Source organism: Micromonospora andamanensis, assembly GCF_016863495.1.
GTDB classification, from domain to species: domain Bacteria; phylum Actinomycetota; class Actinomycetes; order Mycobacteriales; family Micromonosporaceae; genus Micromonospora; species Micromonospora andamanensis.
Genome location: NZ_BOOZ01000047.1, coordinates 13673 through 26835, shown reverse-complemented (window position 1 = coordinate 26835; position 13163 = coordinate 13673). Strand labels below are relative to the sequence as shown.

The following is a 13163-nucleotide window of genomic DNA, read 5'->3' as shown; positions in this document are numbered from 1 at the left end:
TGTAGTGGGCGTTGAGCGTCGTGGTCCTGGCCGCCTGGTAGCCGTCGTCGCCGAGCAGCTCGCGCAGCTCGGCGCGCTCGTCGGCGAACCGGTGCGCGTACTTGTCCCGCTCGTCGAAGAGCTGCGGGGTGGCGCCCCACCCGGACCACCGGGCGAGCTGTGCCTGCTCGGCCGCCGTCGCGGGCCGCTGCTCGGCCCGCAGGGCACGCAGGATCCGGACGGCGGCGAGGTTCGCCTCGACCCGTTCGCGTTCCCCCGACGGCGCAAGGTCACGCTGCCCGTTCGGCCGGAATCGGAGGCGGTCCGGGTCTACTCCGTCTCGTCGGGTTCCAGGTAGACCATTCGCCGCATCACGTGGCTCTCCGCCTCGTGGCGGGCGGTGTTGAGCCGCTGGAGCCTGCTCAGGTAGCCCTCCCCGGCCGGGGCCGGGCCCGCGAGCGTCCGCGTCGTCGTCTCGATCGCGGCCTCGATGTCCTGGCCCAGTCGGGCGAAGAACGCCTCCGGGTCCTCCATCTCCCGAACCCGGTCCGGCCAGGTCTGCGTCCAGTGCTCCTTGGCCTGTGCTCCGTACAGGTTCAGCATCCTTGGGCTCCTCCGCTGCGTACTCATAGTGTGGCGCGGCGTCGGGGCCGTCCGTCAAATCCGTCGCCGGGTTTTCTCGGTGGTTCGACGGGCTGGTCATCGGACGTTCCGCGGGGTGGGCGGTAGCCGGTGTGGCGCGTCGGGCAAATGCCCGGAGGTGGACGTGGCGTTCTGCCCTGCCGGATCGACGCGGAGGGGGCCGAACGCCAGCCGGGCTGCGGGGGCGCGATGTGTGGTGGCTGCGGCGGCATCGGAGGTGCTGGGTGCGGCTGCCGGGAAGGAGATGAGCGGAGCCGCACCGGGCGGGCTGTGGTACCCGGGGTTGGAGACGCGGCCGAGCATGTCTGCTTCCGCCGCCCACCGCGCGTCCACCTCGGCGGCGCGCAACCAGTCGAATCCGCTGCGACCGTCGATGAGGACAGCACGCTGGACGTGCTCGGGAACCAGGTTGTCGACTGCGGTGAGCATCCGGCCCGCCACCGACCAACTCGCGTCGCTGTGCCCGTCGCGGAAGCCGTGGACGTACCCCACCCGGACGGCAGCTGCGAGGCGGCCGGCCTCGGTGTCGTCGGTCCAGTCCCCGAGCGCTACCCGGTAGTCGTTGTGGTGCGGCCCCTGGTCTAGCACGGTCGGGGCGGCGAGGGTGACTTCCTTGGTCGCCTGATACGCCATGCGGAGCAGGTCGAGCGCCTGCGGGCTCATCGGCGCGCGAGCCGGTTGGGTAGGGGCGAGGTCTTCGAGCACCTGAGCGACCTCGCGCTGCTCCAGCCCGGCGAGAAGGGTGGCGGCGGTGAGCACTGCCAGCTCGTGGTCCTCGGGCCGGGCTTGCGGCACGGTGATCTCGGGCCGGTGCGGGCTGCCGTGGTGCCGCGCCTCGCGGGCGAAGACGTCGCCCCCCGGTTTCGTCGCGGCCTGCTGCCAACCCGCGCGGGTCAGATAATCGCGCAGGCTCTCCGGCTCCACCCGGGCGGCGTGCAGCCAGTTGGCGACAAGGCGGTGGAACCCGGTCATCCCCGGCTGGGCCGGTTCCGCACGGCGCAAAATCGCGGTGGCCAGGAAAGCGCCGGTTACCTGCTGTCCACGCTGCACGCCCGCGCGATGGCCCGGCCGCCAGGCCACGTCGACGACCGCGCGCATGGCCGGGACCTGCATGACGGTGCCGTCGCGGTGGGCGTTCCAGGCGGATGCCGCCGCTGCCGCGAGCGTGTCGGTCGGTGCGCCCATCAGGCGCGGGGCCATCGCCCGCAGCGCTACGGCTGCCGTGCGCTCATCCATCGCCAAACTCCTTGGGTGTCAACACGTCGCTCGACCACCGGCGCCGGCGGTGCGGAGAAGAGGGGAAAGTGGGAGCGCCCGATCAGGCGCGGGCCCGGAGGCGCTCGGGGCCGACCGGACACCGGAAAACACCACAAAGCCTGCGATTCAGCCTGTTCCTTGCAGATCCGCACCAACGCCACGCATGTACGGGACCGGGTCGATGGTCGTGGCGTTCGAGATGGGCGGAGCCGGCTGGTGCACCTGAAAATGCAGGTGAGGACCACTTGAGTGGCCGGTCGACCCGACCCGCCCGATCTGCTGGCCAGCGGTGACACGGTCACCGGCCCGAACGTTTAGCGAGCTGGCATGGCAGTAGGTGGTGCCCACGCCGCCGCCGTGGTCGATCTCCACCGTCAGCCCACAACCGGGTGTGTTCGGACTTCCAGGCCGGTCGCAGTAGGGGCTTGTGCATTCGGCGCTTGTGACGGTGCCGGCGGCGGCGGCGAGGATCGGGGTGCCGGTGGGCGCGGCGAGGTCGACACCACGGTGCATCCGGCCCCACCGCATTCCGTACGGCGAGACGAACGCGTAGCTGCCCTTCGGCAGCGGGAGCTGCCACGGGCCGCCGGCGCCGACGGTGCAGGTGATCCCGAGCCGGGCGGTGATCAGGTCCACGAGGCGCTGCGCGTCGGACTGCCACTTGGCGTACGCGTCGGGGAAGGCGGAGATCTGCACGGCCTGCGCGGCGGCGGTCAGCGACATGCCCTGCCAGCCGGGAACGCGCACGAGCTTCTCGTAGAACTTCGTCGCCGCGTAGCGGGGGTCGAGAATCTGTTCCGGGCTTCCCCATCCCTGGCTGGGCCGCTGCTGGAACAGCCCGAGGGAGTCGCGGTCGCCGCCGGGCAGGTTCCGCAGCGACGACTCCTGCATCGCAGTGGCCACGGCGATCACCCAGCCGAAGCTGGGGACATTGAGCTGCGCGCCGACGTCGACGATGACGGCGGCGTTGCCGATCTGCTCGCTGTCCCACGACCCTTCCGCCAGCCATGCCGGCGGTGTGGAGGTGGCTGCCGGCGTCGCCCCGGACGGGCTGGCTGACGGCGTGGCAGGGCCGCTGATGCAGGCGTACGCCGGGGCCGACGACGTCACGACCGCGGTGACGACGACCAGGGCCAGCGGAACGAGCACGAAGATGGTGACGGCGAGGACCAAGAGGCTGCGGGTCTTGGCGGACATCACGGCCTCGCCGGGACCAGGTCGTACTGCGCCACCCGCCAGCCCACGTCGATACGGCGCAGCGTGCAGTACACCGTGCTGTGCTCGGTCCACCCCCGCCAGCCGTCGACGCCGACCGGCGTGACCGCGGCCCGCTGGGCGCGGTATGCCTCGACGCTGCTGTCCGGGGGCCGGTGGATGTCGGCGTGCTCCGTCTGCTCGACGGCCAGCCGGGCGCGGTGCGCGACCCAGGTTGCCCACCGGCCGTCTCGCTGCGCTGCCGGACTCTGCGCGGCGAGCGCACCGTCCATGAACGCGGCGGCCCGCTGGTAGGCCGCGCCTGGTCCCGGGTCGCGGTTGGTGTCCGCGCTGAACAACGCGGCCACGAACGCGCGGCACACCCGGCCAGGATCGGCGTAGTCGAATCCGGCGGCCGTGGGCGGCGCCACCGATACGGCGGGGCGGATGGGTGCGGGCGGGCTCTGGGCGCCCGGGTTGTCGTCGGGGTATTCGGCCTGCTGTCGGCCGCAGCCGGCGACGAGCGACACGACGGCGAGCGTCAACGCCGCTGCCCGTGTTCGGTGATTTGTTCGCGCATACATGCCCCGACGCTCGCCGGCCACCGGTGGCGTTACCGCTGCCAACCGTGCAGGCAGTGGCGGTAACGCCGCCGCCAACTGCGACGGCAACTGCCCGTCAGCGCCGCGAGACCAGCGTCATCAGCAGACGCGCACACCGCGCGTCGTCACCACTGACTCGGAGGACGACGTGCTCGCTCACTACCTCGCTTTGGCCGCCGACATCGTCGTCGCGGCACCCACCCCGGACCCGGCCATCCCGAACCCCGCCCCCGTGGCGCCCGACGGCCTCGGCGAGCTGGGAAACCTGTTCATCGGCTGGATGAAGTGGATCCTGATCGTCGGCGGCGTCGGCGGCCTGCTGGCCTGCGGGATCATGATGACCGTTGGCCGGCGCAACCGCAGTTCCTTCGCGGCCGACGGCGCTGCCGGGATTCCGTGGGTGCTCGGTGGCCTCACCCTCGGCGCCGTCGCCGCGCTGATCGTCGGGGCGGTGATGTGAGCCGTGACCGACGACGTGATCACCCGTACCCGGCGCACCGCAGCCCGACGGCTGACCGCTGTCGGTGCCGTCATCGCGACGCTGCTGCTCGCCGCCGCCGGGGTCGTCTTCATCTCCCGCGCACGGCCCACCCCGGCACCCCCGGCGTCCCCCGCTCCGCATGCGTCGCAACCCCCGACCGGCAGCAGCAGCGCCGAGAACGATCTACCGGATGACCTGCGCTGGGTTGACGTTGCGGGGGTCGCCGTGCCGGCCTCGACCCAGGGCGGCCCGTCCGACACCTCAGCCGGCCTGGCCCGTGGGTTCTCCCACGACCGCGGCGGCGCGGTCCTCGCGGCCGTGCACATCGTGCTGCGGGTCGCACCGCAGGTCGGCGCGGACATCTTCAACCCGACGCTAGCCGCACAGGTCGTCGGGCCGGACGTTGCGGCGATGCGGGCGCGGGTGTCGCAGGAGTACGACGACCTGCGCGGCCAGGAACAGGCCAGCTACGGCGGGCCGGTCGGGGAACTACACACGGCGCTGCGCGGCTACCGGGTCACGGCGTACACGCCGGGTGAGGCGTCGGTGGAGCTGCTGACGGAGTCGGCCACCGACACCGATCGGCGCGTTCTGGCCGCGTCTGCGGTCCGGATGAGCTGGACCGGGTCGGACTGGGCGCTGATCGCCCCGGCGGGTGGCAGATTCGACGCCAGCGTGTGGCTGGTCACCGACGCCAGCGGGTTCACGGTGTTCCCGGGCGGCAGGTGAGTCAGCGATGTGTAACCCGTTCATGCCGATCACCTGCCCTGGCGTGATCGCCGGGACCGCCACCGTGGCCACCGCTCCCGGACGGATCCGCGACTCCATGGTCGACCAGGTCGTCAGTGGGCTCGCTGGGGCGGCCGAGGATGCGGTCAGGTGGATGGTGACGGTCCTGGCGTCGTGGCTGCTGGTGCCCAGTACCAACCTCTGCCCGGCGGGTACTGCTCCCGGCGACTGGGTCGCCCAGTGCAACACCGCCGACGGGCCGGCGCAGCAACTCCGCGGCTACCTGCTTCCGATCACGGTCCTGGTGTTGGTGGCCGGTCTGGTGTGGCAGGGGATCACGATGACCATCACCCGCAAGGGTGAGCCGCTGCTCCAGGCCGTTCGCGGTGTCTGGACCGCTGGCCTGTGGGGTGCCGTCGGTATCGCCGGCACGCACATGGTCCTCAAGGCCGGTGACAGCTACGCCCAATGGCTTCTGAACGAGGCCGTGCTGAAGGACTCGGCGCAACCACCGAACGAGGCAATGAGCGCGGCAATGGCCGCGGTGCTGTTACCTGCGGTGAAGGATGCGCCGTTCATCACGCTCGTCGTGGGCATGGTGGTGCTGCTGGCGACCCTGCTGCAAACGGTCCTGATGGTCTTCCGCGAGGGCTCCGTCGTCGTCCTCGCCGGCCTCCTGCAACTCGCGGCGGCCGGCAAGGTCACCCAGGGAACCTCGTCGTGGCTGCCCAAGGTGCTGTCGTGGGCACTGACGCTCGCGACGTACAAGGCTGCGGCGGCCACGGTCTACGCCACCTCGTTCACGATGATGGGCGGCAACGGCCGCGACTTCATCATGGGCCTGGCGATGCTGCTGCTGTCGATCATCGCTCTGCCGGCCATGGCCAAGTTCTTCCAGCTGTTCACCGGAACGCTCAGCTCCGGCGGTGGCAACAGCATCGGGATGCTCGGCGCCGGTGTGGCGGCGGGCCTGCACGCGGCGTCGTCGTTGCGGGCGGTCGGGGGCAGCAGCGCGTCCGACCATGCCCGCTACATCGACACCGCCCTTCCCCAATCGGGTGGTAACGGTCCGACCGGCGCGGCGCCCGCCCCGCCGTCCCCTCCCCCTTCACCCAGCCCGACAGTGATCAACGGCCACGCCAGCACCGCCACCGCCAGCAGCGCGGCGACGACCGTCCCGGCCGGAACAACCGCAGCGTCAGGCGGCGCAGCAGCGGCTGGAGCCGCAACGGGTCCGGCAGCGCCGATCGTCATCGCCGGAGTGGCAGCGGCGCAGGCGGGCACGCAGGCCGCTAAGTCCGCGGCGAACACCACCAGCGCGACGATGCAGGAAGGACGCTGAGATGGCCTCCGACCAGCCACACGTGCGTACCTACGGCGGGTGGCGCCCGTCCCGGGGCATGGGATTGCTCGGGCTCGGTCCGATGCAGACCGGGGTCGTGCTCGCCGCGATCACCGTACTGATCATCTCCGGGTCCGTCGGGCTCCGGATCCTCGCCGTCGTCGCGGCACCATGCCTGATCACCATCGGTCTCATCGTGCTGCGGTGGGACGGCATGCCGCTGTCGGCCGGCATCGCCCAACGGGTGCGCTGGGCGATCGGCACCACCCGGGGCTACACCTCGTACCGCTCCGGGGTGATGGTCGCGGGCGAGCACGCCTGGCAACTGCCGGGCCTGCTCGCCCCCACCGTCCTGCTCGATGTGGCCGACGAGCACGGCGGTGACTTCGGTGTCGTCTACAACCGGCGGCTCGGCACGATGACCGTGACCCTGCGCTGCGCGGCGACGTCCACCTGGCTCGCGGACCCCGACACGACTGCCACGTGGGTCGCGAACTGGGGCTCCTGGATGGCGAACCTCGGTTACCTGCCGGTTGTACGGTGGGTTGCGGTCACGGTGGACACCGCGCCCGACCCGGGGTCCCGGCTGACCGACTACGTCAGCCGGCGGATCGCGCCCAACGCCCCGGCCAGCGCACGTCGCGTTCTCCAGCGTCTCGTGGAGGTCTCCCCCGCCGCTGCGGCCGACGTGGAAACCAGGCTCACCATCACGTTCAACCCCGCCGCGTCGCCCGCGAAGCCACGCACCGTTGACGAGGCGTTGGACGAGATCAGCCGGGCGCTACCAGGGCTCCAAGACTCGCTCGGCGGCTGCGGCGTCACGGTGCTCGGCCGTGCCACCGCCGCCCACCTCGCGGCCACCGTCCGCGTCGCGTTCGACCCCGCGATCCGCGGCGAGGTCTCCCGCCTGTCCAGCCAGCAGGGTGTCGACATGAGTCGCTGGCTGGACTGGGAAACCGCCGGACCTGTCATGGCCGAAGAACACCTCGACCGGTACGTGCACGACTCGGGAGTCTCCGTGTCGTGGGCCCTGCACGAGGCACCGCGCCAGCAGGTACACGCCGACGTGCTGGCGAGGCTGCTCGCGCCCGGCCCGCATCCCAAGCGGGTCACCATCTTCTACCGTCCGCTGCCCGCCGGGGAAGCCGCGCGCATCGTCGAAGCCGAGGTCAACGCCGCCCAGTTCCGGCAGGCATACCACCGCTCCCAGCGCCGCGACGAGTCGGCACGCGACCTGGCCGACCGGGAGCGGGCGTTGCGCGCGGCCCGCGAAGAGGCCACCGGCTCCGGCGTGGGCTTCTTCAGCCTCTTCACCACCGTCACCGTCCTGGACAACGAGCAGCTCGGCCGCGCCGTCGCCGACATCGAAAGCCGAGCCGACACCGCCAAGATCCGACTCCGGCGGCTACGAGCCAGTCAATCCGCCGGCTTCGCCGCGACGTTGCCGTGCGGCATCTGCCCGCCGCAACTCGCCCGTCACTGGCCCCGCTGACCCGTCGCACCTACTCGCCCTCGTCGCGGACGTCGCGGCGGGGCGGGCGATCCCTGTCCGCGCTGATTCCACCGCTCGTCTGAAGGAGCACGCTGCGATGTCACGCACCCGTACCGCCGTCGGGGACGCCGCTGGGCTCGCCCCCGCCTGGGGCGTACGCGCCCCGGGCGCCGGCCGCGCCAGCCACGTCCACCCCGGAATGGAGTACCAGGGCACCACCGTTCAGCTGTGCGGCCTCTACCCCTACGTTGCCGGCAGCGGCGCACCGACGCTGGGTGTCCCGATCGGCCGGCACCAGTTGTGGGGCGAGGTCGTCTGCCTCGACCCGCTGGAGTGGCTGCGCGCCGGACTAATCACCAACCCCGGAATGTTCGTCCTGGGCCAGCCCGGCGCCGGCAAGAGCACCATCGTCAAGCGCCTGATCACCGGCATGGTCGCCTGCGGCACCCACGCCCTGATCCTGGGCGACACCAAACCTGACTACACCCCCCTCGTGGAACACCTGGGCGGCCAGGTCATCACCATCGGCCGGGGCCTGGACCGACTGAACCCGTTGGACTCGGGACCACTGGGTGCCGCGCTCACCCGGATGAGCGGCCTCGAACAACGGCAACTCCGGCTCGAAATCCGTGGCCGGCGGATGGCGCTGCTGCTCGCCCTGTGTGCCCTGGTCCGCGGGCGCCCGATCACCAATCCCGAGGAAGTCGTTCTCGGCAGAGCCATCGACGTTCTCGCCGAACGCCTCGACCGCGACCCGACCGTGCCCGACGTGCTGAAGCTCGTCGAAGACGGCGGCGACGAGCTGCGCGCTGCCGCCCGTGCCCGCACCGAGGGCGAGTACCGGCGCCGGGTCGACGAACTGATCCCCACCCTCGCCCTGCTGCTGGAGGGATCGCTGCGCGGCGTGTTCGACGCCCCGACGAGCACGCCCATCGACCTGGACGCACCCGCTGTCTCCGTCGACATCAGCCACGTCGCCGCCGCCGGTGACCAGCTCGTCAGCGCCGCCATGCTCTCCGTCTGGGCGTACGCGTTCGGGGTTGTCGACGCCGCCGCCGTCCTCGCGGACAAGGGCCTCGCCCCCCGGCGACAGTTCCTCGCCGTCATGGACGAACTTTGGCGGGCATTGCGCGGCGCGTCTGGGCTCGTCGAGCACGCCGACGCGTTGACCCGCCTGAACCGGCAACGTGGCATGGCCAGCGTCATGGTGACGCACTCACTCGCCGACCTCGACGCGCTGCCCACCACAGAGGACCGCAGCAAGGCCCAAGGCTTCATCGAACGCTCCGCCATCAAGATCCTGGCCGGGCTGCCGCCCCGGGAACTGGCCCGCGTCAACGAGGTCGTGCGACTGTCCGGCCCGGAACGGGAGCTGGTCGCCAGTTGGGCCGCCCCCGAAGCCTGGATTCCCGGCAGCGTGCACCCCGGCCGTGGCCGATACCTCGTCAAGACGGGAGAACGGCCCGGCCTGCCAGTGTCACTGACCCTGGTCGGTGACGAATGGCGCCTCTACGACACCGACGCCGCCGTGCGCGAGGACCGGCCATGAGTACCCGGCCCGTCGAACCACGCGGCAACGCCGGTGGCCCGTTGACCCCGTACGTCCTGCTAGGAACCGCCTGGGCAGCCATCGGAATGGTGTGGCTGGCCTGGCTGTCCGGGCGGATCGCCACCGTGCTCACCGGACGGCCGTGGGACACCGGGCCGCCGTTTGGTGGCCCCTTCGTGCAAGGGCTGCTACGGGGCGACTGGGCGACGCTGTGGCCGGACGTGCCGCCGCTGCTGGTCGCGGCCGTGTACGGGCTCACCCTGGCCGTGGTCCTGCTCCCCACCGTCGGTGGCTGGCTGTGGTGGCTCGCCCGACGTCCCTCCGCCGACGACCCGCTGCGCTCGCTGGCAACGCCCCGCGATATCGAGGCGCTGACGTTGCCAGCCGTTACCAGCAAGGCCCGACGGCTACGGCCCAGCCTCGCCCACGAGCCGGGCAAGCACATCGCCCCCGAATCGGCCGGCGTAGCGCTCGGCACACTACGGCGACGCACCGGACGTTCCCCCGCCCTCTACGCCTCGTGGGAAGACGTCGTCCTCGCGGTGATGGCTCCCCGCGCCGCGAAGACGACCGCGCTCGCGGTGCCCGCGGTACTCCACGCCCCCGGCGCGGCCATCGCCACCAGCAACAAATCAGACCTGTGGGCCACGACAGCCGCACTGCGCGCCGAACACGGACGGGTGTGGGTCTTCGACCCACAGCAGATCGCCCACGTCGCTCAGGAATGGTGGTGGAACCCCCTCACGGTCGTTCGCGACGTGGAAAGCGCCCACCGGCTCGCCGACCACTTCATCCAGCAGATCCGCAACGAGCACCAAGGCGACGACTTCTGGTCGATGGGCGCCCTGGACCTGCTGACCTCCCTGATCCTCGCCGCCGCCACCAGCGGCGGGACGCTGCTCGGCGTTCAACGCTGGCTATCCGACTCCACCAGCCGCGTCCCCGCCGGAATCCTGCACGACGCCGGATACCTCGCCTCCGCGCGAGCCCTCACCGGCCGACAAGCCGGTGCCCCCGAGACGCGCGAGGGCATCTACGAAACAGCTCGCACCGCTGCCGCCTGCCTGGCGAACCCCGCGATCATGGCGTGGGTCACCCCACCAACACGACCCATACCGGCACTGGACGTGGCCGGATTCGCACGCACCGCCGACACCGTCTACCTGCTGTCCAAAGACGGCGCCGGCAACGCCGCACCGCTGGTGGCCGGCCTGACCGACCAGATCCTGCGCGCCGCAGTACAAGCAGCGGAGGTAGCCGGCGGCCGGCTCGACCCACCGCTCATCGCCTGCCTCGATGAAGCCGCCAACATCTGCAAGATCCGCGACCTTCCGGACCAGTACTCGCACCTCGGAAGTCGGGGCGTCGTCGCCATCACGATTTTGCAGTCCTACCGGCAAGGCACACGGGTCTGGGGCGAACGCGGCATGGACGCCCTGTGGAGCGCCGCCACCTGCAAGCTAGTCGGTGCGGGCATCGACGACGCGCGGTTCGCCGAAGACCTGTCGCGGCTCGTCGGTGACCACGACGTCGCGGTGGCGTCCCGAACCCGGGGCAGCGCCGGGCACGACTCGTGGCAGACGAGCACCCGGCGGCAACGCATCCTCGACGCCGCGCACGTACGCGCCCTGCCCAAGGGCACCGCACTGCTGCTGGCCACCGGCATGCGGGCAGCGCTGATCACCCTCCAGCCCTGGTTTGAAGGCCCCCTCGCCGCCCGGCTGACGCAAGCGGTAGCGGCCTCCACCGAAGCGATGAAGACATCCGCACAGGCCAAGTCCCACACCGAGCACCCCTGATCGACCACCTGGCGCGAGGAGGTCGCGATGGCCATCGCCCACCCGACCCCGATATCCGACCAGCCAGCGCCGCCGGATCCCCGACGACTGCACGCAGCGAACCGCGCCGCCGTGGCCTTCTACCGCGAACAGCTCGGCGGCGAGCACGCCCGCGGCGTACGCGACTACCTGAGAAACCGAGGTCTCGCCACACTCGCTCGACACGACAGCGACGACGGTCCGGCGCAGTGGCTCGTCGGCTACGCGCCGCGCGCCTGGACCGCGCTCACCCACCAACTGCGGGCCGAGGGCTTCACCGATCAGGAACTCCTCACGGCAGGACTATCGGTACGAACCCGCAACCAACGACTCATCGACCGCTTCCGCGACCGCCTGATGTTTCCCATCCGCGATCCAGCAGGACGCCCGCTCGGGTTCATCGGCCGGGCCGCCCCCGCCGCTGGCCCGGCCGTCCCGAAGTACCTGAACACTCCCGAAACCGCCCTCTACCGCAAGGGCACCGTGCTGTTCGGTGTCGCCGAACAGCAGGACCGGATACAGGCAGGCTGGCGCCCAGTCGTGGTCGAAGGCCCCATCGACGCCATCGCCATCTGGCTGTCCCACCCCTCGAACTCTCGCAGCGGAGCCATCGGTGTCGCCTCCTGCGGCACCACGCTCACCCACGCTCAAGCCTCAATCGTGTGCAACATGCCCGGCGCGGGGAGCGGCATCGTGGTCGCCTACGACGACGACCCCGCCGGACACACGGCCATCGAACGCGCATGGTCAGTGCTACGCGACGCCATTCCGCCCGGCCCGCTGCTCGCCGCCGAACTTGACGGAGGCGACCCCGCAGACCTCCTGCGATCCGACGGTGGCCGCGCGGCGGTACGAAACGCAGTGCAGGATCAGGCGTACCCGCTCGTACAAGCCGTGATCGACCACCGCCTCACCAAGCTCACCACCCGACATCCACGGCTCTTTGAGGACGTCGCCGGCCGATGCGCTGCGGTCCGAGCGGTCGTGCCCCTGCTGTTCGAGGCAGTCAATGCAGCACAGGCAACCGAGCTGGCAACCCGGGTCACCGAACGGCTCGGAGTCGGCCTCGACACCGTTGCCATCGCGATGGCCGAACACGTCGACAGGTCCGTCCACGACGCCGGCACCGCGCTCGAACAAGCTGCCCTTGGCCGACCCCCACCGACGCATCCAATCCACCGGTCACCAAGTGCGGCGATCTTGGCCTTTCCGACACTTCGGATGGACGGGACAACGCACCGGACTGATGCGCGCGCCCCGGCAGACCAACGTCCTGTCGGACGCCGGGACAGCATCGGACGGACACGAAATAGTTGATAGATCTACGTCGGCCATACCTGGTCAAGGGCCGATGCAGGGCAACCATCAAGACCCAGGTTGCAGTCCGCCGCCGCCTCGGCGCAACCACCAGAGACGGTCGGTGCCTGTTCAAGATCTGCCGCTAAGGGGACAGCTCGTCGCGACGCAGAAAAAGAGTGCTACGCGCGTCGCTGTCCGCCAAAGAGGACACTTGCATTACCGGCTCGCTACAGTGTCTCCTGCGCAGCGCAGTTGCCGACTCGAACACCAGCTCGCACTAATTGGGGTGCGGATGGCTCCAACGGCCGGGGGTGCATCCGCCCCTCGAACCCGACGAGCTGGATGAGGTGGCAGTGGCAAAGCGTCGTAGGAGGGCTTCGGGCCCAAGTAGGAACCGGCGGAACGCCACCAACCGGTGGCGGGACGTCGTGGAGTGGGGGGCACTGGCAGTCAAGGTGCTCAGCTACGCCATCGGCCTAGCGGTAACGCTGGCTCAAAAAGGGTGCGGGCCCAACTGATGACCAGCTAAGCCCGCACCGTCGGAACGACCGTTGCCTTGCGGCCTGGAACCAAAGAGGCATGGTCTTCCCCGTACGGCGTCGTCGGACCATGTCCGACGGCGCCGTACATCTACCTTTGGGGCTAAAGATAGCCCGCCGAACCCATTTAATCCACGACGCCGTGGTCTACGTTTCCGTCACACGGTCACCAAAAAGGGTCCGGTGCGGGATAAGGCACGACGCCGTGGTTGGCGTTTCCGCATCACGGTCACGCCACGAC

The 13163-nt window shown here is 70.7% G+C and carries 12 protein-coding genes; 8 read left to right on the top strand and 4 right to left on the bottom strand.

Features of this window, described 5'->3' with window-relative positions:
* Positions 1–4: 4 nt before the first annotated feature.
* A complete protein-coding gene (locus Van01_RS27190) occupies positions 5–337 on the top strand; it encodes a hypothetical protein (protein ID WP_204013422.1) in 333 nt (110 codons plus the stop codon).
* On the opposite strand, the gene Van01_RS27185 is transcribed toward Van01_RS27190, so the two are convergent.
* The 4 genes from Van01_RS27185 to Van01_RS27170 all read right to left on the bottom strand — a co-directional run bounded on the left by Van01_RS27185 (position 310) and on the right by Van01_RS27170 (position 3602).
* Positions 310–582 (bottom strand): hypothetical protein, encoded by a 273-nt coding sequence (locus Van01_RS27185; protein WP_204013420.1) that lies wholly within the window; start codon positions 580–582, stop codon positions 310–312. The two genes, Van01_RS27190 and Van01_RS27185, sit on opposite strands and share 28 nt — an antisense overlap.
* A 96-nt stretch (positions 583–678) precedes the next feature.
* Positions 679–1857, bottom strand: a complete 1179-nt coding sequence (locus Van01_RS27180) for a hypothetical protein (RefSeq protein ID WP_204013418.1) — start codon at positions 1855–1857, stop codon at positions 679–681.
* A 147-nt stretch (positions 1858–2004) separates the two neighbouring features.
* On the bottom strand, positions 2005–3075 hold the full coding sequence (locus Van01_RS27175) for a M23 family metallopeptidase (protein WP_204013417.1): 1071 nt from the start codon (positions 3073–3075) through the stop codon (positions 2005–2007).
* Entirely contained in the window at positions 3075–3602 is a 528-nt protein-coding gene (locus Van01_RS27170; RefSeq protein ID WP_204013415.1) for a hypothetical protein, read from the bottom strand. The genes Van01_RS27175 and Van01_RS27170 overlap by 1 nt, the downstream gene beginning before the upstream one ends.
* A 220-nt stretch (positions 3603–3822) precedes the next feature.
* Here Van01_RS27170 and Van01_RS27165 point away from each other — a divergent pair, with 220 nt between their 5' ends.
* The 7 genes from Van01_RS27165 (at position 3823) to Van01_RS27135 (ending at position 12401) form a co-directional block, all read left to right on the top strand.
* Positions 3823–4134 carry a hypothetical protein gene (locus Van01_RS27165; RefSeq protein ID WP_239099336.1) on the top strand — a complete coding sequence of 104 codons (312 nt, stop codon included), beginning with the start codon at positions 3823–3825 and terminating at the stop codon, positions 4132–4134.
* A 3-nt stretch (positions 4135–4137) separates the two neighbouring features.
* Positions 4138–4884 (top strand): DUF8175 domain-containg protein, encoded by a 747-nt coding sequence (locus tag Van01_RS27160; RefSeq protein ID WP_204013413.1) that lies wholly within the window; start codon positions 4138–4140, stop codon positions 4882–4884.
* A gap of 97 nt (positions 4885–4981) precedes the next feature.
* Positions 4982–6226: a hypothetical protein gene (locus tag Van01_RS27155; protein WP_204013410.1), complete on the top strand. Its 1245-nt coding sequence runs from the start codon at positions 4982–4984 to the stop codon at positions 6224–6226.
* A 1-nt stretch (position 6227) separates the two neighbouring features.
* The gene (locus Van01_RS27150; protein ID WP_204013407.1) at positions 6228–7718 is read left to right on the top strand and encodes an SCO6880 family protein; all 1491 of its coding nucleotides are present in this window, start codon (positions 6228–6230) and stop codon (positions 7716–7718) included.
* Positions 7719–7815: 97 nt separating this feature from the next.
* Positions 7816–9267 carry a TraG/VirB4 family ATPase gene (locus Van01_RS27145; protein ID WP_204013404.1) on the top strand — a complete coding sequence of 484 codons (1452 nt, stop codon included), beginning with the start codon at positions 7816–7818 and terminating at the stop codon, positions 9265–9267.
* Positions 9264–11066: a type IV secretory system conjugative DNA transfer family protein gene (locus Van01_RS27140; RefSeq protein ID WP_204013401.1), complete on the top strand. Its 1803-nt coding sequence runs from the start codon at positions 9264–9266 to the stop codon at positions 11064–11066. The genes Van01_RS27145 and Van01_RS27140 overlap by 4 nt, the downstream gene beginning before the upstream one ends.
* A gap of 27 nt (positions 11067–11093) precedes the next feature.
* A complete protein-coding gene (locus tag Van01_RS27135) occupies positions 11094–12401 on the top strand; it encodes a toprim domain-containing protein (RefSeq protein ID WP_204013398.1) in 1308 nt (435 codons plus the stop codon).
* The last annotated feature ends 762 nt before the right edge of the window (positions 12402–13163 follow it).

Excerpts from the sequence above, each read along its gene's own strand:
- Van01_RS27185 (WP_204013420.1), bottom strand. The coding sequence starts at position 582 with ATGCTGAACCTGTACGGAGCACAGGCCAAGGAGCACTGGACGCAGACC.
- Van01_RS27155 (WP_204013410.1), top strand. The coding sequence starts at position 4,982 with ATGGTCGACCAGGTCGTCAGTGGGCTCGCTGGGGCGGCCGAGGATGCG.
- Van01_RS27175 (WP_204013417.1), bottom strand. The coding sequence starts at position 3,075 with ATGTCCGCCAAGACCCGCAGCCTCTTGGTCCTCGCCGTCACCATCTTC.
- Van01_RS27145 (WP_204013404.1), top strand. The coding sequence starts at position 7,816 with ATGTCACGCACCCGTACCGCCGTCGGGGACGCCGCTGGGCTCGCCCCC.
- Van01_RS27135 (WP_204013398.1), top strand. The coding sequence starts at position 11,094 with ATGGCCATCGCCCACCCGACCCCGATATCCGACCAGCCAGCGCCGCCG.
- Van01_RS27150 (WP_204013407.1), top strand. The coding sequence starts at position 6,228 with ATGGCCTCCGACCAGCCACACGTGCGTACCTACGGCGGGTGGCGCCCG.
- Van01_RS27140 (WP_204013401.1), top strand. The coding sequence starts at position 9,264 with ATGAGTACCCGGCCCGTCGAACCACGCGGCAACGCCGGTGGCCCGTTG.
- Van01_RS27180 (WP_204013418.1), bottom strand. The coding sequence starts at position 1,857 with ATGGATGAGCGCACGGCAGCCGTAGCGCTGCGGGCGATGGCCCCGCGC.